This is a genomic window from Sinorhizobium fredii USDA 205, assembly GCF_001461695.1.
In the GTDB taxonomy this organism is placed as follows: domain Bacteria; phylum Pseudomonadota; class Alphaproteobacteria; order Rhizobiales; family Rhizobiaceae; genus Sinorhizobium; species Sinorhizobium fredii.
The window spans coordinates 135683-161753 of sequence record NZ_AUTC01000055.1; the positions used below are offsets into that span (position 1 = coordinate 135683).

General features: G+C 61.7%; 25 protein-coding genes and 4 tRNA genes. 28 read left to right on the forward strand and 1 reads right to left on the reverse strand.

Annotated features, from left to right (window positions below; genetic code table 11):
• The first annotated feature begins 13 nt into the window (after positions 1 to 13).
• Positions 14 to 409, forward strand: coding sequence for a (R)-mandelonitrile lyase (locus tag N181_RS07660; RefSeq protein WP_037390979.1), 396 nt, complete (start codon positions 14 to 16; stop codon positions 407 to 409).
• Between the two features lie 257 nt (positions 410 to 666).
• The gene (locus tag N181_RS07665; protein ID WP_037436869.1) at positions 667 to 1686 is read left to right on the forward strand and encodes a hypothetical protein; all 1020 of its coding nucleotides are present in this window, start codon (positions 667 to 669) and stop codon (positions 1684 to 1686) included.
• Positions 1687 to 1721: 35 nt separating this feature from the next.
• Here the strand turns inward: N181_RS07665 and N181_RS07670 are convergent.
• Positions 1722 to 1797: transfer RNA gene (locus tag N181_RS07670), tRNA-Val, on the reverse strand.
• A 405-nt stretch (positions 1798 to 2202) separates the two neighbouring features.
• On the opposite strand from N181_RS07670, the gene N181_RS07675 reads away from it, so the two are divergent.
• From N181_RS07675 to N181_RS07805, 26 genes are all read left to right on the forward strand, one after another.
• Positions 2203 to 2279 (forward strand) — tRNA-Asp (locus N181_RS07675).
• Positions 2280 to 2348: 69 nt separating this feature from the next.
• Positions 2349 to 2425: transfer RNA gene (locus N181_RS07680), tRNA-Asp, on the forward strand.
• Between the two features lie 69 nt (positions 2426 to 2494).
• A tRNA-Asp gene (locus N181_RS07685) sits at positions 2495 to 2571 on the forward strand.
• A 298-nt stretch (positions 2572 to 2869) separates the two neighbouring features.
• Positions 2870 to 3235, forward strand: a complete 366-nt coding sequence (locus tag N181_RS07690) for an NADH-quinone oxidoreductase subunit A (protein ID WP_014327985.1) — start codon at positions 2870 to 2872, stop codon at positions 3233 to 3235.
• Complete coding sequence (locus tag N181_RS07695) at positions 3226 to 3804, forward strand: NuoB/complex I 20 kDa subunit family protein (RefSeq protein ID WP_012707619.1); 579 nt, start codon at positions 3226 to 3228, stop codon at positions 3802 to 3804. Before N181_RS07690 ends, N181_RS07695 begins: the two co-directional genes overlap by 10 nt.
• 18 nt (positions 3805 to 3822) lie before the next feature.
• Positions 3823 to 4425, forward strand: coding sequence for an NADH-quinone oxidoreductase subunit C (locus N181_RS07700; protein ID WP_014327986.1), 603 nt, complete (start codon positions 3823 to 3825; stop codon positions 4423 to 4425).
• Positions 4426 to 4476: 51 nt separating this feature from the next.
• On the forward strand, positions 4477 to 5667 hold the full coding sequence (locus tag N181_RS07705) for an NADH-quinone oxidoreductase subunit D (protein WP_014327987.1): 1191 nt from the start codon (positions 4477 to 4479) through the stop codon (positions 5665 to 5667).
• Entirely contained in the window at positions 5667 to 5921 is a 255-nt protein-coding gene (locus N181_RS07710) for a hypothetical protein (RefSeq protein ID WP_014327988.1), read from the forward strand. The genes N181_RS07705 and N181_RS07710 overlap by 1 nt, the downstream gene beginning before the upstream one ends.
• Before the next feature lie 16 nt (positions 5922 to 5937).
• Positions 5938 to 6768, forward strand: a complete 831-nt coding sequence (nuoE, locus tag N181_RS07715; protein WP_014327989.1) for an NADH-quinone oxidoreductase subunit NuoE — start codon at positions 5938 to 5940, stop codon at positions 6766 to 6768.
• 12 nt (positions 6769 to 6780) lie between these two features.
• A complete protein-coding gene (gene nuoF, locus N181_RS07720; protein WP_014327990.1) occupies positions 6781 to 8085 on the forward strand; it encodes an NADH-quinone oxidoreductase subunit NuoF in 1305 nt (434 codons plus the stop codon).
• Between the two features lie 6 nt (positions 8086 to 8091).
• Complete coding sequence (locus N181_RS07725) at positions 8092 to 8760, forward strand: NADH:ubiquinone oxidoreductase (protein ID WP_060563314.1); 669 nt, start codon at positions 8092 to 8094, stop codon at positions 8758 to 8760.
• 99 nt (positions 8761 to 8859) lie between these two features.
• Entirely contained in the window at positions 8860 to 10938 is a 2079-nt protein-coding gene (nuoG, locus tag N181_RS07730) for an NADH-quinone oxidoreductase subunit NuoG (protein WP_014327992.1), read from the forward strand.
• A 20-nt stretch (positions 10939 to 10958) separates the two neighbouring features.
• Positions 10959 to 12002 (forward strand): NADH-quinone oxidoreductase subunit NuoH, encoded by a 1044-nt coding sequence (gene nuoH / locus N181_RS07735; protein ID WP_014327993.1) that lies wholly within the window; start codon positions 10959 to 10961, stop codon positions 12000 to 12002.
• Between the two features lie 64 nt (positions 12003 to 12066).
• A complete protein-coding gene (gene nuoI, locus N181_RS07740; protein WP_012707628.1) occupies positions 12067 to 12558 on the forward strand; it encodes an NADH-quinone oxidoreductase subunit NuoI in 492 nt (163 codons plus the stop codon).
• Between the two features lie 147 nt (positions 12559 to 12705).
• Complete coding sequence (locus N181_RS07745; RefSeq protein WP_012707629.1) at positions 12706 to 13320, forward strand: NADH-quinone oxidoreductase subunit J; 615 nt, start codon at positions 12706 to 12708, stop codon at positions 13318 to 13320.
• A 29-nt stretch (positions 13321 to 13349) separates the two neighbouring features.
• Entirely contained in the window at positions 13350 to 13658 is a 309-nt protein-coding gene (nuoK, locus tag N181_RS07750; RefSeq protein WP_003531854.1) for an NADH-quinone oxidoreductase subunit NuoK, read from the forward strand.
• Between the two features lie 7 nt (positions 13659 to 13665).
• Positions 13666 to 15660: an NADH-quinone oxidoreductase subunit L gene (gene nuoL, locus N181_RS07755; RefSeq protein ID WP_014327995.1), complete on the forward strand. Its 1995-nt coding sequence runs from the start codon at positions 13666 to 13668 to the stop codon at positions 15658 to 15660.
• A complete protein-coding gene (locus N181_RS07760; protein WP_014327996.1) occupies positions 15660 to 17171 on the forward strand; it encodes an NADH-quinone oxidoreductase subunit M in 1512 nt (503 codons plus the stop codon). The genes nuoL and N181_RS07760 overlap by 1 nt, the downstream gene beginning before the upstream one ends.
• Before the next feature lie 19 nt (positions 17172 to 17190).
• Positions 17191 to 18633: an NADH-quinone oxidoreductase subunit NuoN gene (gene nuoN / locus N181_RS07765; RefSeq protein WP_014327997.1), complete on the forward strand. Its 1443-nt coding sequence runs from the start codon at positions 17191 to 17193 to the stop codon at positions 18631 to 18633.
• Entirely contained in the window at positions 18630 to 19397 is a 768-nt protein-coding gene (locus tag N181_RS07770) for a biotin--[acetyl-CoA-carboxylase] ligase (protein WP_037399464.1), read from the forward strand. The genes nuoN and N181_RS07770 overlap by 4 nt, the downstream gene beginning before the upstream one ends.
• A 23-nt stretch (positions 19398 to 19420) precedes the next feature.
• Positions 19421 to 21088 (forward strand): ribonuclease J, encoded by a 1668-nt coding sequence (locus N181_RS07775; protein ID WP_060563316.1) that lies wholly within the window; start codon positions 19421 to 19423, stop codon positions 21086 to 21088.
• Positions 21089 to 21152: 64 nt separating this feature from the next.
• Complete coding sequence (gene mce / locus N181_RS07780) at positions 21153 to 21557, forward strand: methylmalonyl-CoA epimerase (RefSeq protein ID WP_014328000.1); 405 nt, start codon at positions 21153 to 21155, stop codon at positions 21555 to 21557.
• A gap of 190 nt (positions 21558 to 21747) precedes the next feature.
• Positions 21748 to 22017: a DUF1467 family protein gene (locus N181_RS07785; protein ID WP_014328001.1), complete on the forward strand. Its 270-nt coding sequence runs from the start codon at positions 21748 to 21750 to the stop codon at positions 22015 to 22017.
• 691 nt (positions 22018 to 22708) lie between these two features.
• On the forward strand, positions 22709 to 24037 hold the full coding sequence (proS, locus tag N181_RS07795; protein ID WP_014328002.1) for a proline--tRNA ligase: 1329 nt from the start codon (positions 22709 to 22711) through the stop codon (positions 24035 to 24037).
• Positions 24038 to 24053: 16 nt separating this feature from the next.
• The gene (locus tag N181_RS07800) at positions 24054 to 25364 is read left to right on the forward strand and encodes a lipoprotein-releasing ABC transporter permease subunit (RefSeq protein WP_014328003.1); all 1311 of its coding nucleotides are present in this window, start codon (positions 24054 to 24056) and stop codon (positions 25362 to 25364) included.
• A gap of 17 nt (positions 25365 to 25381) precedes the next feature.
• Positions 25382 to 26068 carry an ABC transporter ATP-binding protein gene (locus tag N181_RS07805; RefSeq protein ID WP_014328004.1) on the forward strand — a complete coding sequence of 229 codons (687 nt, stop codon included), beginning with the start codon at positions 25382 to 25384 and terminating at the stop codon, positions 26066 to 26068.
• The last annotated feature ends 3 nt before the right edge of the window (positions 26069 to 26071 follow it).

The following is a 26071-nucleotide window of genomic DNA, read 5'->3' on the forward strand; positions in this document are numbered from 1 at the left end:
AGAGGAGGTTCAGATGGAAATCTTTGAGTGTGGATCGAGACCCTCGTCCCGCGGGCCGGCCGAATATTTTGAGGGCGCCGTGCGTCTCGACCCTGCCTTCGAGGCGCCCGCGCCGGCGCGGGTGCGCGGAGCGACGGTCACCTTCGAACCCGGCGCACGTACCGCCTGGCACACCCACCCGCTCGGCCAGACCCTCATCGTCACCTCCGGCCGCGGCCTCGCGCAAAGCTGGGGCGGCGAACTCCGCGAGATCCGCGCCGGCGATGTCGTCTGGTTCCCGCCGGGTGAAAAGCATTGGCACGGCGCTGCCGCGGATACCGGAATGACGCATATCGCCATTCAGGAGGCGTTCGACGGCAAGGTCGTCGATTGGTTGGAGCATGTGACGGACGAGCAGTATCGCGGGTGAAGAGGACGCAGGGCGCGTCGCAACGATCGTTGCCGCTTGCGATCAATTTCGAGCTTTCGGAGTAAATGGTGGGTGATGAGAGAGTCGAAACTCAAAAGTGATCCGTGAATAGCGATAACGCAGTATATATAAATGAAAAATGTATAGTGGTAACGTTCTTTTTGGCGGGTGGGAAAATATTACGTTGCTCGCGAGTTTCCAGCTAAGCTAGCGTAAACTGCAGCGTTGTTTCATGAGAAAGGGGTCGTCTAAAGAACATGCAAGACCAGAATGGTGGCAAAAGCAAGATTGACCGTATTCGTGAGTCTGCCGGCATCATGACGGTTGGAGATGACAGCGACGGCGCTATGGTGTCCATGGTGACGATTGATGGCAGGCTTTTTGCGATCAAAGAGGGCGCGGTTTATGCCATCTCATTGGCAGATGATATCGATCCTCAACGGACGCGGGAGGATATTCCGAACACAGTGCAGAAGATTTTCAATGTGGGTTCAAAGTCGGAACTGGTTCAGCGATTGCTGCTGACTGCCGCCGAACTGTTCAGGAAAGACCGTCTGCAGGAACACGTCAACTACGAGGCTGCTCTTAGTGTCGTGCTTGAAATTATGCGCGATGTAGTGGCAGCAACTGAAATTTTCGAAGAGTTCGAAGCGGCATTGAAGCAGGTTCGTGCAAAGACCCTCACCGCGAAACAGAGGGGACTATCTCTCCCGTCTGTTCCTGGCTTGCCCTCCCAAGTCAAAAGCTTCGTTCAAAAAATGGATCACGCAATCCAAAGCGTGTTTAATCTCGCTTGTGTCTTTTATGGTGAAGCCACCCTGAGAAAATCGGGAAAATGGCTGGATGGCCTTACAAACCACTTAGAGGCATCACAGGACGCGAAAGGCGAATTCTTGCCCTTCTCAAAAGAGCTGGCAGATTTGGGGAAGCTTATCAGGAATGTGCGACACTGCATCGAACATCCCAAGCCGAAGCAACAGCTTCGGATCACAGACTTCAGCTTGAACGTGAACGCTCAATTAGTTGAGCCTACCATAGCGGTTATTCATGATACGACGCCATTGGACACAGCGCCGATTCAAGAGTTCATGCGCTTTTTTCTTGAACAGGTTGTCGTCGGAGCGGAGATGCTGATGGTGTTTCTGGCTAGCCATCACATTGCTCCCGTCGGAGGGTTCCCGGTTGGTGTTGGGGAAATTCCCTTAACGCAGCGCCGGCTTGGTGTCCGATATGGCTATCTCATCAACATGGGAGGTCAGATTGCGCGTCTCGGATAAGCGTTCCGGCTTCGCGCAATTTCAAATGGAAAAAATGGTGGGCGATGAGAGACTCGAACTCCCGACATCCTCGGTGTAAACGAGGCGCTCTACCAACTGAGCTAATCGCCCTTTCGCGTGTCGAACCGGTGTCCGCCGCGTCGGTGGGCGTGATCTATGCGCTACCGGCGAAAACCGCAAGAGGATTTGCGCGATTTTTTTGATTTTTTTGCGGGCGCTCGCCAAGCGCCGGGGACGGCGCACCGCTGGCACTGTGGACAAATCTCCGGAGGGGAGGGGCGCGCCGGAGGTGGCGGCCTTGACGGCGTCGGGCGACGGAGAGGGGTCCCGCGATCGTCCCGCCTTGTGCAGATTTTTCTCTTAAGAATGGCCTGTGGATCAAAATTCCGTCCGTCACGGTTTTGTCTTCAAACACGCTTGACACCCCAAGGCGAACCGCTTAGTTAGCCGCTCATCGAAACGGCAGGGCCGCTTTGATGAACGGGGGGCGCGAGTGCCCCGGCCAGTTCGAGAGATGCGGGTGTAGCTCAGTCGGTTAGAGTGCCGGCCTGTCACGCCGGAGGTCGCGGGTTCGAGCCCCGTCACTCGCGCCACTCTTCTGGTGCATTGGCATTCTCAAAGAGTGTCGATGGTGAGATAATGGCCAGCCATGGCCACGATGCGCGGGTGTAGCTCAGTCGGTTAGAGTGCCGGCCTGTCACGCCGGAGGTCGCGGGTTCGAGCCCCGTCACTCGCGCCATTCTTCTGGTGCATTGGCATTCTCAAAGAGTGTCGATGGTGAGATAATGGCCAGCCATGGCCACGATGCGCGGGTGTAGCTCAGTCGGTTAGAGTGCCGGCCTGTCACGCCGGAGGTCGCGGGTTCGAGCCCCGTCACTCGCGCCATTTCTCTTACCTTCCATCCATCGAAGCATGCGGTCATTTTTTGCGTTGCGGCAATGTGTCTCGGGCCAGTTGTCGTGAGCGGGATGAGTCCGTTCCCACGATTCCCTACTTCGGTGTGTCAACGGTGCGAAAGTGCCGTTCAAACCTGCGCCTCGAACCGGTTTAAATGCCGCGTCGAGGCTTGCACATGGGCGCGGGCTGCGCTAACCACTCTGGCGTTGCAACATGATTTTCGGCCTGCGGCATTCGTTGTTCAAGCGCCTCTCCCGGTGCGCTTCGCAGGCAGGGACGGATAACAATGACAGAACTTCTCGGTTCCTACGTTCCGATCGCGATTTTCATTGGAATCGCTCTTGTGATCGGCCTAGCACTCCTGATCGCTCCCTTCGCAGTTGCCTTCAAGGCGCCCGATTCGGAAAAGCTGTCGGCCTACGAGTGCGGCTTCAATGCGTTCGACGACGCCCGCATGAAGTTCGACATCCGCTTCTACCTCGTGTCGATCCTCTTCATCATCTTCGACCTGGAAGTCGCCTTCCTCTTCCCCTGGGCGGTTTCGTTCAAGGAGCTGGGCTGGTTCGGCTTCTGGTCGATGATGGTCTTCCTCCTGGTGCTGACGGTCGGCTTTATCTATGAATGGAAAAAGGGAGCGCTGGAATGGAACTAGCATCCGGCACCACGCTCGTTGCGCCGCAGCCGAAGGGCATCATCGATCCCGCCACCGGCAAGCCGATCGGCAGCAATGACGCATTCTTCGGCGAGATCAACAACGAGCTCGCCGACAAGGGCTTCCTCGTCACCTCGACCGATGAGCTGATCAACTGGGCGCGCACCGGCTCGCTGATGTGGATGACCTTCGGTCTCGCCTGCTGCGCCGTCGAGATGATGCAGATGTCCATGCCGCGTTACGACGCCGAGCGTTTCGGTTTTGCGCCGCGCGCCTCGCCGCGCCAGTCCGACGTCATGATCGTTGCCGGGACGCTGACCAACAAGATGGCGCCGGCGCTGCGCAAGGTCTACGACCAGATGCCCGAGCCGCGCTACGTCATCTCGATGGGCTCCTGCGCCAATGGCGGCGGCTACTATCACTATTCCTATTCGGTGGTGCGCGGCTGCGACCGCGTCGTACCCGTCGATATCTATGTGCCAGGCTGTCCTCCCACGGCAGAAGCGCTGCTCTATGGCGTGCTTCTGCTGCAGAAGAAGATTCGCCGGACCGGCACGATCGAGCGCTAAGGCAGGGGGTTCTTTTCAATGAGTGAAGCCCTGAACGAGCTTGCGACCTACCTTCGCGAAGCGCGCGGATCGCTGATCGCCGATGCTGCGATCAAGTATGGCGAGCTGACGCTGACGGCGACGGCCGAGAAGGTCATCGAGTTGCTGACATTCCTGCGCGACGACGCGCGGTGTGGGTTCATCAGCTTTATCGATGTCTGCGGCGTCGACTATCCGCAGCGGCCGGATCGCTTCGACGTCGTCTACCACCTGCTGTCGCCGCGCCAGAACCTGCGCGTCCGCGTCAAGGTGGCGACCGCTGACGGCGAGCCCGTGCCGTCGGCAACCTCCGTCTACCCGGGCGCCGATTGGTTCGAGCGTGAAGCCTACGACATGTACGGCATTCTCTTCACCGGCCATCCGGACCTGCGCCGCATCCTCACCGACTACGGTTTCGAGGGCTATCCGCTGCGCAAGGACTTCCCGATGACCGGCTTCGTCGAGGTTCGCTACGACGATGAAGTCAAGCGCGTGGTCTATGAGCCCGTCGAGTTGAGGCAGGAATTTCGCAATTTCGATTTTCTCTCGCCCTGGGAAGGCACGGACTACGTCCTGCCCGGCGACGAAAAGGCGAAGAGATAAGTCGGTCCGTGGCGATCCGTTGAGGACGCCATCCGGCCTGGAGCAATCGGTATGACCGAACACAACGTCCGCAACTTCAACATCAACTTCGGCCCGCAGCACCCGGCGGCGCACGGCGTTCTCCGGCTCGTGCTGGAGCTCGACGGCGAGATCGTCGAGCGCGTCGATCCGCATATCGGCCTGCTGCACCGCGGCACCGAGAAGCTGATCGAGGCGAAGACCTACCTGCAGGCGATACCTTATTTCGACCGGCTCGACTACGTCGCGCCGATGAACCAGGAGCACGCCTTCGCGCTTGCCGTTGAAAGATTGACCGGTACGGAAGTGCCGATCCGCGGCCAGCTCATCCGCGTCCTCTATTCGGAAATCGGCCGTATCCTGTCGCACCTCTTGAACGTCACCACCCAGGCGATGGACGTCGGCGCGCTGACGCCGCCGCTCTGGGGCTTCGAGGAGCGCGAGAAGCTCATGGTGTTCTATGAGCGGGCCTGTGGCGCGCGCATGCATTCGGCCTATATTCGTCCGGGCGGCGTGCATCAGGATCTGCCGCATGAGCTGGTCGAGGATATCGGCAAGTGGATCGATCCGTTCCTGAAGACCGTCGACGACATCGACGAGCTCCTGACCGGCAACCGGATATTCAAGCAGCGCAACGTCGATATCGGCGTCGTCAAGCTGGAGGACGCCTGGGCCTGGGGCTTCTCGGGCGTCATGGTGCGCGGCTCGGGCGCTGCCTGGGATCTGCGCCGTGCGCAGCCTTATGAATGCTATTCCGACCTGCAGTTCGACATTCCGATCGGCAAGAACGGCGACTGCTACGACCGCTATCTGATCCGCATGATCGAGATGCGGCAGTCTGCCTTGATCATGCGCCAATGCGTCGACCGCCTGCTGGGCGATGCGAAAGTCGGGCCGGTTTCCTCGCTCGACGGCAAGATCGTGCCGCCGAAGCGCGGTGAGATGAAGCGGTCGATGGAAGCGCTGATCCATCACTTCAAGCTCTATACCGAGGGCTATCACGTGCCGGCCGGCGAGGTCTATGCCGCGGTCGAGGCGCCGAAGGGCGAATTCGGCGTGTTTCTGGTCTCCGACGGCACCAACAAGCCTTACCGCTGCAAGATCCGCGCGCCGGGCTATGCGCATCTGCAGGCCATGGATTTCCTCTGTCGCGGACACCAGCTTGCCGACGTCTCGGCCGTGCTGGGCTCCCTCGATATCGTGTTCGGCGAGGTGGATCGCTGATGCGTCTGGCGCCGCTTGCCGTTCTCGGTTTTCTCGCGCTCAGCCCGGCTGCCGTCGCCCAGGAGGATGTCGGCAGCACATCCTCGTCGGGACTGCATGGCGGTTCGATGGCCACGCTCCTGTCGAAGGGATACGAGATCAAGGCAGCCGTCGCCAACGGCACGCGTTACATCGTGTTTATGCAGAAAGACCAGTCAGCCTATGCCTGCGAATTCGTCACGCTGACGAAATCGCGGTGCGGTTCGATTAATTGATAAGGTGTCCACTAGAATGTCCGTTCGTCGACTAGCCGAAGACACTGTCCAGCCAGCGGCCTTTGCTTTCAGCAAGGAGAACGCCGCCTGGGCTGAGGCAACGATCAACAAGTATCCGAAAGGCCGCGAGCAATCGGCGGTCATTCCGCTGCTGATGCGCGCCCAGGAACAGGACGGCTGGGTGACGAGGGCCGCCATCGAGTCGATCGCCGACATGCTCGGCATGGCCTATATCCGCGCCCTCGAAGTGGCGACCTTCTACACGCAGTTCCAGCTGAAGCCGGTCGGATCGCGCGCCCATGTGCAGGTCTGCGGCACGACGCCCTGCATGCTGCGCGGCGCCGAAGACCTGATCAAGGTCTGCAAGAAGAAGATTGCCGCCGATCCCTTCACGCTGAACGAGAGCGGGACGCTCTCCTGGGAAGAGGTCGAATGTCAGGGCGCCTGCGTCAACGCGCCGATGGTGATGATCTTCAAGGACTCTTATGAGGACCTGACGCCCGAGCGGCTCGAAGAGATCATCGACGGCTTCGACGCAGGCAAGGGCGCTGAAGTCGAGCCGGGCCCCCAGATCGACCGCATCTATTCCGCGCCGGCCGGTGGGCTGACGACGCTGCAGCTCGTGGAAGCGCCGCAAAAGACGAAGGCGCCGGCCCGCGCCAGCAAGGCCAAGGATGAACAGGCTGTGAGCGTGCCGCCGTCGAACGCCGCCAAGCCGAAGACCGACGCAGACGTCACCAACCCGGCGCTGAAGACTCCGGCGACGGCCAGGAAGGCGGCGGCGAAGAACGCCAAGATCGAAGGCGAGACGGCCGACAAGTCCAAGCCGGCGAAGAAGCCGCGGTAAAGAGGTGATACCATGCTGAGAGATGAAGATCGCATCTTTACCAATATCTACGGCCTCAAGGACAAGTCGCTCAAGGGCGCGATGGCGCGCGGCCACTGGGACGGCACCAAGGAGCTGCTCGAGAAGGGCCGCGACTGGATCATCAACGAGGTGAAGGCTTCGGGCCTTCGCGGTCGCGGCGGTGCCGGCTTCCCGACCGGCCTCAAGTGGTCCTTCATGCCGAAGGAAAGCGACGGCCGCCCGCACTACCTCGTCGTCAATGCCGACGAGTCGGAGCCCGGCACCTGCAAGGACCGCGACATCATGCGCCACGATCCGCATACGCTGATCGAGGGCTGCGTAATTGCAAGCTTCGCCATGGCCGCGCACACCGCCTATATCTATGTGCGCGGCGAGTTCATCCGCGAGCGCGAAGCGCTGCAGGCGGCGATCGACGAGTGCTACGAATACGGCCTGCTCGGCAAGAACAACAAGCTCGGCTACGACATCGACGTCTTCGTCCATCACGGCGCCGGCGCCTACATCTGCGGCGAGGAAACCGCTCTGCTCGAAAGCCTCGAGGGCAAGAAGGGCCAGCCGCGCCTGAAGCCGCCGTTCCCGGCGAACATGGGCCTCTACGGCTGCCCGACGACGGTCAACAACGTCGAATCGATCGCCGTCACGCCGACCATTCTGCGGCGCGGCGCCGGCTGGTACAGCAGCTTCGGCCGCCCCAACAATCACGGCACCAAGCTTTATTCGGTTTCCGGCCATGTCAATCGGCCGTGCACGGTCGAGGACGCGATGTCGATCCCGTTCCATGAACTGATCGACAAGCATTGCGGCGGCATCCGCGGCGGCTGGGACAACCTGCTCGCGGTCATTCCCGGCGGTTCGTCGGTTCCCTGCGTGCCCGGCGCGCAGATGAAGGACGCCATCATGGACTATGACGGCCTGCGCGAGCTCGGCTCGGGCCTCGGAACGGCCGCCGTCATCGTCATGGACAAGTCGACCGACATCATCAAGGCGATCTGGCGGCTTTCCGCCTTCTACAAGCACGAAAGCTGCGGCCAGTGCACGCCGTGCCGCGAAGGCACCGGCTGGATGATGCGCGTCATGGAGCGCATGGTGCAGGGCCGCGCCCAGAAGCGTGAGATCGACATGCTCTTCGACGTGACGAAGCAGGTCGAAGGCCACACGATCTGTGCGCTCGGCGATGCGGCCGCCTGGCCGATCCAGGGTCTCATCAAGCATTTCCGTCCGGAGATGGAACAGCGGATCGACGAATACACCCGCAATGCCACGCCGCACGGCGCGGTGTTGGAAGCAGCGGAGTAACGAGCAATGGCCGGGACGCGCAACGAAGAACAGGGCATGAACGCGGGCGCAGTCATTCCTTTCGCGCGGCCCCTGGGTGCCGGCTCTGCCGATCCATTCGGCATGGCCGAATGGATGAAGGGCATGCCGGCTGTTCCGCTGATGGCCAATCCCATGGCTGCCGTAGCGGCGGCGACGGCGATCGGCTTCGGCCTGTCGAGCCACTTCGCAGGCGTCATGTTCGGCGCCATGCAGGGGGCTGCGAGTGCCCTGCAGAAAGGCGTCGCCGGGCTCGAACCGGAGGCGCTTGTCGAGCCGGCCCCGGTCGTCGAAAAGCCCGAGCCTGTAAGCCCGGAGGCTTCGCCAACGCCGGCAGCCCGCGAAGCGAGGCCCGAACCGACGGCCCAAGAGGCTCGGCCCGCGCCGGCCGCCGTCGCGAAGCCGAAGGCGCGCGTCGCCGGGAAGCCCGTCGCAGCGAAGTCGAAAGGCCGCGCCAGTGACGATCTGAAGCGGATTTCCGGCATCGGCCCGAAGCTCGTGCAGGTGCTGAATGACCGTGGCCTTCGCCGCTTCGCCGACATCGCCGGCCTGAGCGAGGCGGATGTTGCGCGGATCGACGCCGAGTTGGCTCTCAGTGGTCGCATCCTGCGGGACGATTGGATCGGACAGGCAAAGGCGCTGATGCGCGACAAATGACGTGACGGCTGCCCGGTCGTCACGAGAGCGGAAGAGCCGTGAAGGAATTGGCCGGCGCCACGGAAGGCAGCCGGACGGAAGACAGGATTGAGTACGAAGATGGCAAAGCTGAAAGTCGACGGAAAAGAGATCGAGGTCCCGGATCATTTCACGCTGCTTCAGGCCTGCGAAGAGGCTGGCGCCGAGGTTCCGCGCTTCTGTTTCCACGAGCGGCTTTCGGTTGCCGGCAATTGCCGTATGTGTCTGATCGAGGTGAAGGGTGGCCCACCCAAGCCGGCCGCCTCCTGCGCCATGGGCGTGCGCGACCTGCGTCCCGGCCCGAATGGCGAAGCGCCGGAAGTCTTCACGACGACGCCGATGGTCAAGAAGGCCCGCGAAGGCGTCATGGAATTCCTGCTGATCAACCATCCGCTCGATTGCCCGATCTGCGACCAGGGCGGCGAATGCGACCTGCAGGACCAGGCGATGGCCTTCGGCATCGACAGCTCGCGCTACCAGGAGAACAAGCGCGCCGTCGAGGACAAGTATATCGGCCCGCTCGTCAAGACGGTGATGAACCGCTGCATCCACTGCACGCGCTGCGTCCGCTTCACGACGGAAGTGGCGGGCATTGCCGAGCTCGGCTTGATCGGCCGCGGCGAAGATGCGGAAATCACCACCTATCTCGAACAGGCGATGACCTCGGAGCTGCAAGGCAACGTCGTGGACCTTTGCCCGGTCGGCGCGCTGACCTCGAAGCCCTTCGCCTTCACCGCCCGTCCGTGGGAGCTCAACAAGACCGAATCGATCGACGTCATGGATGCGGTCGGCTCGGCGATCCGCGTCGACACGCGTGGTCGCGAGGTGATGCGCGTCATGCCGCGCGTCAACGAGGAGATCAACGAAGAGTGGATCTCCGACAAGAGCCGCTTCATCTGGGACGGGCTGAAGACGCAGCGTCTCGACCGGCCCTATGTCAGGAAGGATGGACGCCTGCGGTCGGCCACCTGGAGCGAGGCCTTCCAGGCGATCAAGGCTGCTGTCGCCAAGACCTCGGCCGACAAGATCGGTGCGATCGCCGGCGACCTCGCATCCGTCGAGGAAATGTACGCCCTGAAGGAACTGATCGCCTCGCTCGGCTCCGAGAACGTCGACTGCCGCCAGGATGGCGCAGCGCTCGATCCGTCGCTCGGCCGCGCCAGCTACCTCTTCAATCCGACGATCCAGGGGATCGAGAGCGCCGACGCGCTGCTCATCATCGGTTCCAACCCGCGCTTCGAGGCTTCGGTCCTCAATGCACGCATCCGCAAGCGCTATCGCATGGGCATATTCCCGATTGCCGTTATCGGCGAGCGCGGCGAACTGCGCTACGAGTATGAATATCTCGGTGCCGGTACGGAGACGCTTGCAGAGCTCGTTGCCGGCAAAGGCAAGTTCTTCGAGACGCTCAAGAAGGCCGAGCGGCCGCTGATCATCGTCGGCCAGGGCGCCATCGCAGGGGAGGGCGGTTCCGCCGTTCTCGCCAATGCCGCCAAGCTCGCCGTCGCCGTTGGCGCGGCCGGCGCGGAGTGGAACGGCTTCGCCGTTCTTCATACCGCGGCGTCACGCGTGGGCGGCCTTGATCTCGGCTTCGTGCCCGGCACGGGCGGCAAATCCGCCGCCGGCATGATCGACGGCACGGACGTGCTCTTCCTGCTCGGCGCCGACGAGATCGACCTTTCTGCAAGGAAGGGCTTCACCGTCTATATCGGCTCGCACGGTGACAACGGCGCGCATGCGGCGGACGTCATCCTCCCCGGCGCGGCCTATACGGAAAAGTCCGGCACCTGGGTCAATACCGAAGGCCGCGTCCAGTTCGGCAACCGCGCCGGCTTCGCGCCGGGCGACGCGCGCGAGGATTGGGCGATCATCCGGGCGCTTTCCGATGTGCTCGGCCGCAAGCTGCCATTTGATTCGCTTGGCGAATTGCGCGCGAAGCTCTGTGCCGCCCATCCGCATTTCGCAGAGGTCGACGGCATTGCCGCTGGAAGCAGCGACGAAATTGCCGCACTGGCCCAAAAAGCCGGTGAGATGGCCAAATCCGTGTTTGCGTCTCCGGTCAAAGACTTCTATTTGACGAACCCGATAGCGCGCGCATCCGCCGTCATGGCCGAATGCTCGGCCTTGGCGCGCAACAATTTCAAAGCTGCCGCGGAATGAGCGCGAGGGAATAGAGCATCATGGACGCTTTCATTTCGAGCTACGTCTGGCCCACAGCCATCATGATCGGCCAGTCGCTGCTGCTTCTGGTCGCGCTGCTGGTCTTCATCGCCTACATCCTGCTCGCCGACCGCAAGATCTGGGCCGCCGTGCAGCTTCGCCGCGGCCCGAACGTCGTCGGCCCGTGGGGGCTGTTCCAGTCCTTTGCCGACCTCCTGAAATTCGTCTTCAAGGAGCCGGTCATTCCGGCCGGCGCCAACAAGACGATCTTCCTCCTCGCGCCGCTCGTCTCGGTGACGCTGGCGCTTGCCGCCTGGGCGGTCATTCCGCTCAACGCGAACTGGGTGATCGCGAACATCAACGTCGGCATCCTCTTCGTCTTCGCCATATCTTCTCTCGAGGTTTATGGCATCATCATGGGCGGCTGGGCCTCGAACTCGAAATATCCCTTCCTCGGCGCGCTGCGCTCCGCCGCGCAGATGGTCTCCTATGAAGTCTCGATCGGCTTCGTCATCGTCACCGTGCTGCTCTGCGTCGGTTCGCTCAACCTGACGGACATCGTCAATGCGCAGTCGGATGGCCTCGGAACGATGATCGGCCTGCCGGCCTCCTTCCTCGACTGGCATTGGCTGTCGCTGTTCCCGATGTTCATCGTGTTCTTCATCTCGGCGCTCGCCGAGACGAACCGCCCGCCCTTCGACCTGCCCGAAGCCGAATCCGAACTCGTCGCCGGCTTCATGGTCGAATACGGCTCGACCCCGTACATGATGTTCATGCTCGGCGAGTATGCGGCCATCTGCCTGATGTGCGCGCTGACGACGATCCTGTTCCTCGGTGGCTGGCTGCCGCCCGTCGATATCTGGATCCTCAACTGGGTGCCGGGCATCATCTGGTTCGTGCTGAAGGCCTCGTTCGTGTTCTTCATGTTCGCGATGGTGAAGGCCTTCGTGCCGCGCTATCGCTACGACCAGCTGATGCGTCTCGGCTGGAAGGTCTTCCTGCCGCTTTCGCTGGCGATGGTCGTCATCGTCGCATTCGTTCTGAAGCTGATGGGGTGGGCATGATGGCCGCCCAAGCTTCGCTGCATACCGCCGGCTTCTCCCAGGCCGGCAAGTTTGGAGGTTAATGATGGCCGGTCTTTCGCAAGCCGTCAGCTCGCTGTTCCTCAAGGAGTTCGTCGGCGCATTCTTTCTGTCGATGCGCTATTTCTTCCGGCCGAAGGCGACCTTGAACTATCCCTTCGAAAAAGGCCCGGTCAGCCCGCGTTTCCGCGGCGAGCATGCGCTGCGCCGTTATCCGAACGGTGAAGAGCGCTGCATCGCCTGCAAGCTCTGCGAGGCGATCTGTCCTGCCCAGGCCATTACCATCGAGGCCGGCCCGCGCCGCAACGACGGCACCCGCCGCACGGTGCGCTACGACATCGACATGGTGAAGTGCATCTATTGCGGTTTCTGTCAGGAAGCCTGTCCGGTCGATGCCATCGTCGAGGGGCCGAACTTCGAATTCGCCACCGAGACGCGCGAGGAGCTCTACTACGACAAGGAAAAGCTGCTCGCCAACGGCGACCGGTGGGAGCGGGAGATCGCGCGCAACATTGCAATGGACTCGCCCTATCGCTGAGGCCATCTGCGTAAACGCAGCATCGCGCCGCTCGTAGGAGGGCGCATGCGGCACGGGTTTGGGCACTGGCCGGACGGACTGTCCGGCTTTGCCTCATGGAGTGAGGGCCGCGCCTTCACGCCGAGCAAGACGAAAAAGGCACCGATCATGGGTCTGCAGGTTCTTTTTTTCTATCTCTTCGCCTTCATCGCCGTGGCGTCGGCATTCATGGTCATCGCGGCAAAGAACCCGGTCTATTCGGTTCTGTTCCTGATCCTGACCTTCTTCAACGCGGCAGGGCTCTTCCTGCTGACGGGCGCCGAGTTCCTGGCGATGATTCTGCTGGTCGTCTACGTCGGCGCCGTCGCGGTTCTCTTCCTTTTCGTGGTCATGATGCTCGACATCGACTTCGCCGAACTGCGCGCAGGCGTGCTTGAATACGCGCCGGTCGGGGCGCTGATCGGTCTGATCCTCGCCGCCGAGCTCATCATCGTCGTCGGCGGTTCGACCTTCTCGCCGGAGATCGCCAAGGGCATCGCCATGCCGATCCCGGCCGTCACGGAGCGGACCAACACCGCCGCGCTCGGCGACGTCCTCTACACCCACTACATCTATTTCTTCCAGATCGCCGGGTTGGTGCTGCTCGTCGCCATGATCGGCGCCATCGTGCTCACCCTGCGTCACCGTGAAAACATCAAGCGCCAGAGCATTCCGCGCCAGGTTGCCCGCTCGCCCGAGACTGCCGTCGAGGTGGTCACGGTCAAGCCGGGCCAGGGCCTTTAATCGGGACGCGAGGTCGAGGGATCAGACTTATGGAAATCGGAATCTCCCACTATCTCACCGTCAGCGCCATCCTCTTCACGCTCGGCGTCTTCGGCATCTTCCTCAACCGGAAGAACGTCATCATCATCCTGATGTCGGTGGAGCTCATCCTGCTCGCCGTCAACATCAACATGGTGGCCTTCTCGGCGTTCCTGAACGACATCACCGGACAGGTCTTTGCGCTGTTCATCCTGACCGTCGCGGCCGCCGAAGCGGCCATCGGACTTGCAATTCTCGTCGTCTTCTACCGCAACCGCGGCTCCATCGCCGTCGAAGACGTCAACATGATGAAGGGCTGACAGGGCAATGGACACCATTATCAAGGCTATCGTCTTTCTGCCTCTGATCGGCTTTCTGATTGCCGGCCTCCTCGGCACGCAGATCGGTGCCAAGGCATCCGAATACGTGACCAGCGGCTTCATGCTGATCGCGCTCGCGCTCTCCTGGTTCGTCTTCTTCGACGTCGCACTCGGGCACGAGGAGATGATCAAGGTCTCGGTGCTGCGCTGGATCCAGTCGGGCAGCCTCGACGTCGAATGGGCGTTCCGCGTCGACACGCTGACCGCTGTCATGTTCGTGGTCGTCAACACGGTCTCGACGCTGGTGCATATCTATTCGATCGGCTACATGCACCACGATCCGCACCGTCCGCGCTTCTTCGGCTATCTGTCGCTCTTCACCTTCGCGATGCTGATGCTGATCACTTCGGACAACCTGCTGCAGATGTTCTTCGGCTGGGAAGGCGTGGGCCTGGCGTCGTACCTGCTGATCGGCTTCTGGTACAAGAAGCCCTCGGCCAATGCCGCGGCGATCAAGGCCTTCATCGTCAACCGCGTCGGCGACTTCGGCTTCTCGCTCGGCATCTTCTGCGTCTTCGTGCTCTTCGGCTCGATCAATCTCGAAACGGTCTTCGCCGCAGCCCAGAACTACCTGCCGGCTGAAGGTGCAGAGGCAGGGGAGGCCGTGATCACGCTCTTCGGCATGCACCTCGACAAGGCGGATGCGCTGACGGCGACCTGCCTGCTGCTCTTCATGGGTGCGATGGGCAAGTCGGCTCAGTTTCTGCTGCACACCTGGCTGCCGGACGCGATGGAAGGCCCGACCCCGGTTTCGGCCCTCATCCATGCCGCGACCATGGTGACCGCCGGCGTCTTTCTCGTCGCCCGCATGTCGCCGCTCTTCGAGCTGTCGCCGGATGCGCTGACCGTCGTCACCCTCATCGGTGCGATCACCGCCTTCTTCGCCGCGACCGTCGGTCTCGTTCAGAACGACATCAAGCGCGTCATCGCCTATTCGACCTGTTCGCAGCTCGGCTACATGTTCGTGGCGCTCGGCGTCGGCGCTTACGGCGCTGCCATTTTCCACCTGTTCACGCACGCCTTCTTCAAGGCGCTGCTGTTCCTTGGTGCCGGTTCCGTCATACACGCCGTCGATGGCGAGCAGGACATGCGCTACATGGGCGGCCTGCGCACCCACATTCCCGTCACCTACTGGATGATGTTCATCGGCACGATCGCACTGACCGGCGTCGGCATTCCGGGAACGCTTTTCGGAACGGCGGGCTTCTTCTCGAAGGATGCGATCATCGAATCCACCTTCGCGTCGCACAGCATTGTTTCGGGCATTGCCTTCACGCTGCTGGTGATCGCCGCACTGTTCACCAGCTTCTATTCCTGGCGCCTGACCTTCATGACTTTCCACGGCACGCCGCGCGCCTCCCACGAAGTCATGCACCATGTTCACGAGTCGCCCCAGGTCATGCTGGTGCCGCTTTATATGCTCGCCCTCGGAGCGCTCGTCGCAGGCTTCCTGTTCCACGACTATTTCTTCGGCCATCACTATGCCGAGTTCTGGAAGGGTGCGCTGTTCACCTCGGCCGAGAACGAGATCCTCGAGGAATACCACCACGTGCCGCTGTGGGTGAAGTGGAGCCCGTTCTGCGCCATGGCGCTCGGCCTCTTCACGGCCTGGTACATGTATATCAGCCGGCCGGAGCTGCCGAAGTACCTGGCAAACCAGCATCGTGGTCTCTACCAGTTCCTGCTCAACAAGTGGTATTTCGACGAGCTCTACGATTTCCTCTTCGTCCGTACCGCCAAGCGCCTCGGCACCTTCCTCTGGAAGGAGGGTGACGGCCGCGTCATCGACGGCTTCGGACCGAACGGGGTGGCGGCGCGCGTTCTCGACGTGACCGATCGCGTCGTCCGGCTGCAGACCGGATACCTCTATCACTACGCGTTCGTCATGCTGATCGGCATCGCGGCGCTCGTTACCTGGATGATGCTCGGGAGTTCCTTCTGATGACCGATTGGCCCGTACTTTCCGCGGTCACCTTCCTGCCGCTGGTCGGCGCCCTGCTTCTCTTGCTGATGCGGGAAGACAGCGCCAACGGCCGCCGCAACATCCTGAACATCTCGCTGCTGACGACCATCGTCGTGTTCGGCCTGTCGCTCTATGTCTGGTACCAGTTCGACAGTTCGAACCCCGGCTTCCAGATGATCGAGAAGCACGAGTGGCTCGGCACCGGCATCTCCTACCATCTCGGCATCGACGGCATTTCGGTGCTGTTCCTGCCGCTGACGGCCTTCCTGATGCCGTTCTGCGTGTTGGCGAGCTGGGTGACGATCGAGAAGCGCCTGAAGGAATACATGATCGCGTTTCTGCTTCTGGAAACGCTGATGCTCGGCGTCTTCGTCTCGCTCGACATCGTGCTCTTCTACGTCTTCTTCGAGGCGGGCCTCATCCCGATGTTCATCATCATCGGCGTCTGGGGCGGCAAGGACCGCGTCTATGCGAGCTACAAGTTCTTCCTCTACACGCTGCTCGGCTCGGTGCTGATGCTGCTCGCCATCATGGCGATGTACTGGCAGGCCGGCACCACCGACATCACCGAACTGCTGAAGTACAATTTCCCCCGCCAGATGCAGACCTGGCTCTGGCTTGCATTCTTCGCGTCCTTTGCGGTGAAGATGCCGATGTGGCCGGTCCACACCTGGCTTCCCGACGCACACGTTCAGGCGCCGACGGCGGGCTCGGTCATCCTGGCCGGCATTCTCCTGAAGCTCGGCGGCTACGGCTTCCTGCGCTTCTCGCTGCCGATGTTCCCGCTGGCTTCCGACTATTTCGCGCCGTTTGTCTATACGCTGTCGATCATCGCGATCATCTACACCTCGCTGGTGGCGATGATGCAGAGCGACATCAAGAAGCTGATTGCCTACTCCTCCGTGGCGCACATGGGCTATGTGACGATGGGCACCTTTGCCGCCAATATCCAGGGCGTTCAGGGTGCGATCTTCCAGATGCTCTCGCACGGCATTGTCTCGGGCGCGCTCTTCCTTTGCGTCGGCGTCGTCTATGACCGGCTGCACACGCGCGAAATCGCCGCCTATGGCGGTCTCGTGAACAACATGCCGAAATATGCGGTGGCCTTCATGGTGTTCACCATGGCCAATGTCGGACTTCCGGGTACCTCGGGCTTCGTCGGCGAAGTTCTGACCCTGGTCGGCGCATTCCGCGCCAACACCTGGGTTGCGCTCTTTGCGACCAGCGGCGTCATCCTGTCGGCGGCCTATGCCCTCTGGCTCTATCGCCGGGTAATTTTCGGCGCATTGGAGAAGGACAGCCTGAAGACGATGCTCGACCTTTCGACGCGCGAGAAGGTGATCCTCTATCCGCTGGTGATCCTGACGATCTTCTTCGGTGTCTATCCGGCGCCGGTCTTCGACGCCACGGCGGCTTCCGTGGATCTGCTCGTCAACAACTACGCCGCAGCCCTGCAGGCAGCGCAAGACGTTGCGCTTTCGGTGCGCTGACCACAGGAAGTGATTGGACATGACTGCTGAAACCCTTTTTGCAAGCCTGCAACTCTCAGTCCCCGAGCTGATCCTGGCTGTCGGCGCGCTGGTGCTGCTGATGGTCGGTGTCTATTCGAGCGAGCGTGCGGCGCCGGTCGTGACCGGGCTCTCCGTGGCGGTGCTCATCGTCGCTGGACTGTGGCTCGTCCTCAACACCGGCGACGGCGAAGCCTATGCCGGTGCCTTCCTGTCGGATCCCTTCGCGAAGTTCATGAAGGTTCTGGCGCTGATCGGCTCGGTCACCGTCATGATCATGACAATCGGCCAGGCCCGAGCTGCGCAGATCGACCGCTTCGAGTTCCCCGTGCTTCTGCTGCTGGCGACGCTTGGCATGCTGCTGATGATCTCGGCCAACGATCTGATATCGCTCTATCTGTCGCTGGAGCTGCAGTCGCTGGCGCTCTATGTCGTGGCGGCGATCAATCGCGACAGCGTTCGCTCGACCGAAGCGGGCCTTAAATATTTCGTTCTCGGCGCCCTGTCCTCCGGCATGCTGCTCTACGGCATGTCGCTCGTCTATGGTTTCACCGGCCATACCGGTTTCGACGAGATCGCCGCGGCGCTCACCGCGGAAGGCCGCTCGCTTGGCCTGGTCTTCGGCCTGGTCTTCATCCTCGCCGGCCTCGCTTTCAAGATCTCCGCCGTGCCGTTCCATATGTGGACCCCGGACGTCTACGAAGGTGCACCGACGCCGGTGACGGCCTTCTTCGCCGCAGCACCGAAGGTGGCGGCGATGTCGATCCTCGTCCGCATCGTCATTGAAGCCTTCGAGCCGGTCGTCGCCGACTGGCAGCAGATCGTCGTGTTCATTTCGATCGCCTCCATGCTGCTCGGCGCCTTCGCCGCAATTGGCCAGCGCAACATCAAGCGACTGATGGCCTATTCGTCGATCGGTCACATGGGCTATGCGCTCGTCGGTCTCGCCGCCGGGTCGATGGCCGGCGTGCGTGGCGTCATCCTCTACATGCTGATCTACATGGTGATGACGCTCGGCACCTTCGCCTGCATTCTTGCGATGCGTCGCAAGGATGGCGAGCATGTCGAGGGCATCGATGACCTCGCCGGCCTGTCGCAGACCAATCCGTTCATGGCGACGGTGCTGACGATCTTGATGTTCTCGCTGGCCGGCATCCCGCCGCTCGCCGGCTTCTTCGCGAAGTATTTCGTGTTCGTTGCAGCGATTGAGGCTCAGCTCTACGGGCTGGCGATCATCGGCGTGCTCGCATCCGTCGTCGGCGCTTACTATTATCTGCGCGTCATCAAGCTCATGTGGTTCGACGAGGCGAAGGGCGAGTTTGCCCGCGCGGCGAGCGAATTGCGGCTGGTCTACGGACTTTCCGGCCTGTTCGTCCTCGGTTACGTGCTGATCGGCGGGCCGCTCGGAAACGCAGCCGAGGCCGCGGCGCGGACATTCTTTTGAGCGGCGGAGAGGGCAGCGGCCGGATCTCCCCCGACGATTTCCGGCACATAGCGCTTGCCGAAACCGTCTCGACGAACAGCGAGTGCCTGGCAAGGGCGCGCTCTGGTGATTCCGGCAATCTCTGGGTCACCGCGGCGCGCCAGACGGGTGGCCGAGGCCGACGCGGCCGCGAGTGGTTCTCCGAGCCCGGCAATCTCTATGCGTCGCTGCTGCTCATCGATCCCGCGCCGGTCGAGCACCTGCATTCATTGCCGCTTGCGGCGGCTGTTGCGGTGCATCGGGCGATCCGCAGGGTCATGCCTCCGGGTTCACCGGAGGTGGCGATCAAGTGGCCGAACGATATCCTCATCGATGGCCGGAAAACCTGCGGCATCCTGCTCGAAGCCGAAGGTCTCCCGGATGGCCGTTATGCGCTGGTGATCGGCTGCGGCGTGAATGTCGCGGTGATGCCGGAAACGGGGCTATACCCGGTCACCTCGCTTCGGCACGAAGGCGCAACGATCTCGGCCGAAGAACTGTTCGCCCACCTGTTCGTGACGATGGCGGAGGCGCTTTCCGTTTGGAATCGCGGCGCCGGCATCGCCGCGATCATCGATCAATGGCGGGCTGCCGCGAAAGGCATCGGCGAGGCAATTACCGTCAACTTGCCGGACCGGTCGCTTTCGGGCCGTTTTATCGGTATCGATGCAGACGGTCGGCTGCTGCTCGACACGGGTTCCGGCGCGCCGATTGCAATTGCGGCGGGCGACGTATTTCTCGGATAAACAAGAATTGAGGCGCAGCGCAAATGGCGCAAGAAGAAGAATTGGTGTTCTTGCCGCTCGGCGGCGTTGGCGAAATCGGCATGAACCTTGGCCTTTATGGCTACGGCAGGCCTGGCAGCCGTCAATGGATCATGGTCGATTGCGGCGTGACCTTTCCCGGTCCGGAACTGCCCGGCGTGGAACTCGTCCTGCCAGATATCTCCTTCCTTGCCGAGGAGCGCCGCAATCTCAAGGCGATCATCATCACGCATGCCCACGAGGATCACTATGGCGCGCTGAACGATCTGTGGCCGGGACTGAACGTTCCGGTCTATGCCTCGCCGTTCACCGCCGGCATGCTCGAGGCAAAGCGCGACTTCGAAAAGAGCCGCGGCGAAATTCCGATCACCGTCTTCAAGGCGGGCGACCGCATCAATGTCGGGCCCTTCAGCATCGAAGCGATCGGCGTCAACCATTCCATTCCCGAGCCGATGTCGCTGGTGATCCGTACGCCGCTCGGCACTGTCGTGCATACGGGTGACTGGAAGATCGACCTCGAACCCTCGCTCGGCCCGATCACCAATGAAGCGCGTTTTCGTCAGGTGGGGGAAGAGGGCGTGCTGGCGCTCGTCTGCGACTCGACCAATGCGCTGCGCGACGGCGTTTCGCCGTCCGAGCGGGAAGTCTCGGAAAGCCTGGCGAAGATCATCGCGGACGCCGAGGGGCGCGTCGGCATCACGACCTTTTCGTCGAATGTCGGCCGCATCCGCTCGGTTGCGGAGGCTGCGGAAGCGGCCGGCCGCGAAGTGCTCCTGCTCGGCAGTTCGATGAAGCGGGTCGTCAACGTTGCAAAGGATCTCGGCATCATGGAGGGGCTGAAGCCGTTCCTGGCGGAGGACGAATTCGGCTATATCCCGCGCGACAAGGTCGTCGTCATCCTGACGGGGAGCCAGGGAGAGCCGCGCGCCGCACTCGCCAAGATCGCCCGGGATGAAATGCGCAATGTGGCGTTCTCGGCCGGCGACACCATCGTCTTCTCGTCGCGCACCATCCCCGGCAACGAGAAGGCGATCAACGATATCAAGAACGGCCTCATCGAACAGGGGATCCATATCGTCACCGACAGCGAAGCGCTGGTGCACGTGTCCGGCCATCCGCGCCGCAACGAGTTGCAGCAGATGTATCAATGGCTGAAGCCTGAGATCGTCGTGCCGGTGCATGGCGAGGCGGCGCATCTGACGGCGCATGCTGAGCTTGCGCTGCATTCGGGCATCGCGAGCGTACCGCGGCTGCGCAACGGCGCGATCCTGCGCCTTGCGCCCGGTCCGGCCGGAGTAATCGACGAGGCACGGCACGGTCGCATCTACAAGGATGGGACGCTGATCGGCGATTTCGACGAGATGGGCATTGGCGAACGCCGCAAGCTCTCCTTTGCCGGCCACGTCTCCGTCAACGTCGTGCTCGACAACCGCTACGACTTCATCGGCGATCCCGACGTCGTGCCGATCGGGCTCCCGCAATTCGACGACGAGGGCGACGACATGGACGACGTGCTCTACGACGCCGTGCTCGGCGCGGTGGAAAGCATTCCGCGCGTCAAGCGCAAGGATCTGTCGATGCTGCAGGAAGCGGTCCGGCGCGCCGTGCGCAGCACGGCCAACCAGATCTGGGGCAAGAAGCCGATCGTCACGGTCTTTGTCACCAAAGTCTGATTTGTCCGGCCGGCGATCCGGTGTAGACCGGCCGGAGCATTTTAGTTGAGGGGGAGGACGTTCGATGCTCGGAAGAGTGAACCACGTGGCGATCGCCGTGCCGGACCTCGCCTCCGCGGCCGAGAGCTATCGCGCCACCCTCGGCGCTACGGTCACGGAGCCGCAGGCGCTCCCGGAACATGGGGTGACCGTGGTCTTCGTCACGCTTCCCAACACCAAGGTCGAATTGCTGGAGCCGCTCGGCGATCAGTCGCCGATCGCCGCCTTTCTCGAGAAGAATCCGGCAGGTGGCATGCACCACATCTGCTACGAGGTGGAGGACATCATAGCGGCGCGCGACCGGCTGCAACAGGCAGGGGCGCGTGTCCTCGGCGACGGCAATCCGAAGACGGGCGCCCACGGCAAGCCGGTGCTCTTCCTGCATCCCAAAGACTTTCAAGGCACGCTGATCGAACTCGAAGAGGTGTGACAGTCGGGCGCGGCGCAGCGATTTGCGCGAGCGCCTGCAATAGCGCTATAAGGCGGCTGCCTACAGCGCCGCGCGTCTTATCAGACGCGCAAAGGTCGCTGTTGCACTCTATTCGCTGCACGTCTCCTTAAATCGAGGTCGATTTAAGGAGACATGCATTAGCGACCGAGCCTTGCATCAGAGAACCTGGATGTCCGCCTTTTCGACCTTTGCCGTCTATTTCATCATCTGGTGGCTCACGCTTTTCACCGTACTGCCGTTCGGCGTGCGGACACAGGCCGAGGAGAACGATGTCGTGCCCGGCAGCGTCGAGAGTGCCCCGGCGCGTTTTCATGGGCTGCGCGTCGTCCTGATGACGACGGTCATCGCCGCCTTGATCCATCTCGGCTGGTATGTCTTGTCCGTGAAGCTCGGATATGACCTCGATACGATATTCGGCTTTATCGGTCCCAAAAGCTGATCGCGGCTCCCGCGTCTATAGGAACTGGCAAAAAGCAAGAAATGTGCCGCGCGGGGACGATGGTTGATCCGGCCGTACCGCAGGCCTTCTTGACGGCCCACAAATCGACACATTTGCCACTGGTTCGCGTCGATTCCCTTGGCCAAAAAGCAAAAAAAAACAAGGCCAAAGCCTTGTTTTTCAAGTTTCGCGTGATCTTTCAACCGTTACCGGCGGCAGCGAACGAGCGCGCCTAAGATCTTATCCTCCCAAGACTTGACCGCGAAATTCGGCAAGAATTTGGTCTTCTTGCCTGTTTTGTGAGCCGAAACTAGCTCAAACATTGGGCGATGTCATCAGGTTTTTTTGCATTTTTGCTACAGTTTGGCAAAAAATTCCGTTGACAGAAGCGGCCCTCGTCCTGTTACTACCGTGCTCTTTTGACGCAGGGCCCGAAGCGTATTTCCGCTGGGGCATCACGTTCGGCGCGGCTCTCTTCCCGATTCTTGCAGGGTTTTCTTCCGCGCGCGAAGCAGCTATGAACGCTGAACTCGAAAGTTCCCCTTGGTCCCGCCGCTGGGAAATCAAGAGCTCGATTTCAAACGGCAGTCGCCACCTTCGCCTGGCCGAAGGCGAGGGCGGTTGCCGCAGCACAACGTCATTTCGCCCGAATCCACCGATAGTGCGAGAGTCACCAGTTCCGGAACCCGTCATGCGCCTGTCCCGCTTTTTCATGCCCATCTTGAAGGAAAACCCGAAGGAAGCGGAAATCGTTTCCCATCGGCTGATGCTGAGGACCGGCATGATCCGCCAGCAGTCGGCCGGCATCTATAGCTGGCTGCCGCTCGGCAAGCGCGTGCTCGACAAGGTCAATGCGATCATCCGCGAGGAACAGAACCGGTCGGGCGCGATCGAGCTCTTGATGCCGACCTTGCAATCGGCGGAGCTCTGGCAGGAGAGCGGCCGCTATGATGCCTATGGCAAGGAAATGCTGCGCATCAAGGATCGGCAGGATCGGCCGATGCTGTACGGTCCGACCAACGAGGAGATGATTACCGACATCTTCCGCTCCTACGTGAAGTCCTATCGCAACCTGCCGCTCAATCTCTACCACATCCAGCTGAAGTTCCGCGACGAGATCCGTCCGCGCTTCGGCACCATGCGCTCGCGAGAGTTCCTGATGAAGGATGCCTATTCCTTCGACCTCGATCGCGAAGGCGCAGAGCATGCCTATAACAAGATGTTCGCCGCCTATCTGCGGACCTTCGATCGCATGGGCCTGCGCGCCATTCCGATGCGTGCGGACACCGGCCCGATCGGCGGCAACCTCAGTCACGAATTCATCATCCTCGCCGATACTGGCGAGTCGGAAGTGTTCTGCCACAAGGATTTCCTCGGCTTCGACATTCCGGGCGAGGATACGAATTTCGACGATGTCGCCGGTCTGAAGGCGATCTTCGACAAGTGGACATCGCGTTACGCCGCCACGTCGGAAATGCACGACGAGGCCGCCTTCGACGCGATTTCCGAGGGCGAGAAGCTCTCGGCGCGCGGCATCGAGGTCGGCCACATCTTCTATTTCGGCACGAAATACTCGGAGGCAATGGGCGCCAAGGTGCTTGGGCCCGACGGCAAGGAGCACATCGTTCATATGGGCTCCTATGGCATCGGCCCCACACGTCTGGTGCCGGCGATCATCGAAGCTTCGCATGACGAGAACGGCATCATCTGGCCGAAGTCGGTGGCCCCGTTCGACGCGGTCGTCATCAACATGAAAGCGGGCGACGCCGCTTGCGATGCGGCCTGCGGCACGCTCTACTCCGACCTTGGCAAGGCGGGATTCGACGTCCTTCTGGACGACACGGACGATCGCGCCGGCGCCAAGTTCGCCACCGCCGATCTCATCGGTGTCCCGGTGCAGATCATCGTCGGGCCGCGCTCGATCGCCAATGGCGAAGTCGAGGTGAAGGACCGCAAGACCGGCGCGCGCGAGACGATGACGGTGGAAGCCGCGATCAACAAACTGGTTGCGACAAGATAAGAGGCAAGGGACGACAATGACCGCGGCGACGGAAGAGCAAGTGCAGGTTGCCGCGCCACCCGGCAGATCGTCGAGCCGTCCTTTCTCCGCCTTCGAGCGCATGGTTGCCTGGCGCTACCTGCGCTCGCGGCGGAAGGAAGCCTTCATCTCCGTCATCGCAGGCTTCTCCTTCATCGGCATCATGCTCGGCGTGGCGACGCTGATCATCGTTATGGCGGTGATGAACGGTTTCCGCACCGAGCTCATATCGCGCATTCTTGGCATGAACGGCCACGTGATCGTCCAGCCGCTCGATGGACCGCTCACCAACTATGCTGAACTGGCCACCAAGTTCTCCGCCGTGCCGGGCGTGACAATGGCGATCCCGATGGTCGAAGGACAGGTCCTGGCTCAAGGCGTTGGCGACGCCTCGACCGGTGCGCTGGTTCGCGGCCTCCGGGCCGAAGATCTCATGAAGCTCAAATCGATCTCGGAGCATATTCAATCCGGAGATCTCGTAGGTTTCGCCTCCGGTGCGGGCGTCGCCATCGGTTCGCGCATGGCCGAACAGCTGGGGATTCGTGTCGGTGGCACGATCACGCTCACCTCTCCGAACGGAGACGTCACGCCGCTCGGCATGAATCCGCGCGTCAAGGCCTATACGGTTTCGGCGATCTTCGAGATGGGCATGTCGGAATATGATGCGACGATCATCTTCATGCCGCTCGAAGAAGCGCAGCTCTATTTCAATGCCGAGGGCCTCGTCCAGTCGATCGAGCTCTTCGTCGAGCAGCCGGACGCCGTCGATGACCTGCGCAAGCCGATCGAGGACGCCGCCGGCCGGCAGGTCTACCTGACCGACTGGCGCGACCGCAACAGAACCTTCTTCTCGGCGCTCGAGGTGGAGCGCAACGTGATGTTCATGATCCTGACGCTGATCGTGCTTGTCGCCGCGCTCAATATCGTCTCCGGCCTGATCATGCTCGTGAAGGACAAGGGCAGCGACATCGCCATCCTGCGGACGATGGGTGCGACCTCCGGGTCCGTGATGCGCATCTTCTTCATGACGGGCGCGGCCATCGGTGTCGCAGGAACGATTGCCGGCGTCATCCTCGGTGTCGTCGTCTGCCTCAATATCGAGTCGATCCGCCAGTTCTTCTCCTGGGTGTCCGGGACCACGCTCTTCAATCCGGAGCTCTACTTCCTGAGCCAGCTGCCGGCCGACATGAATGTCGACGAAACCGTCTCCGTCGTCGTCATGGCACTCGCGCTTTCTTTCCTGGCGACGATCTTTCCGGCCTGGCGCGCCTCACGCCTCGATCCGGTGCAGGCCCTGCGGTACGAATAACAAGGATAAGAACGTAGATGAATGCGCGCGTGGCACTGCAGCTCTCCGGCGTCGAGCGACACTATGGCGAGGGGGACACCTACCTGCCGATCCTCAAGGGTGTCGATCTGACTTTGCGGAGCGGTGAGACGATTGCGCTCGTAGCGCCGTCGGGCACCGGGAAGTCGACCCTGCTTCATCTCGCCGGGCTGCTCGAACATCCGGACGAAGGTGACGTGATCGTCAATGGCATCCCCTGCAACGGTCTCAGCGACGACCGGCGCACGGCCATCCGCCGCAACGAGATCGGCTTCGTCTACCAGTTTCACCATCTGCTGCCGGAATTCTCCGCGCTCGAGAACATCATGATGCCGCAGTTGATCGCAGGCCTTTCAAAGGCGGAAGCGGCCGAGAGGGCGGGGGCTCTCCTGGACTACATGCGTATCGGGCACCGTGCCACGCACCGTCCGGCCGAGCTTTCCGGCGGCGAGCAGCAGCGGGTGGCGATCGCCCGGGCGGTGGCCAACGCGCCGCTCATCCTGCTGGCCGACGAGCCTACCGGCAACCTCGATCCGGAAACGGCCGGCTATGTCTTCGAGGCGATGGAAGCCCTTGCGCGTCAGTCCGGGCTCGCGGCGCTGATTGCCACCCACAATCACCAGCTCGCTGCGCTGATGGATCGTTGCGTGACGATCGAGGACGGCAAGGTCGTCGAATTGAGATAGGCC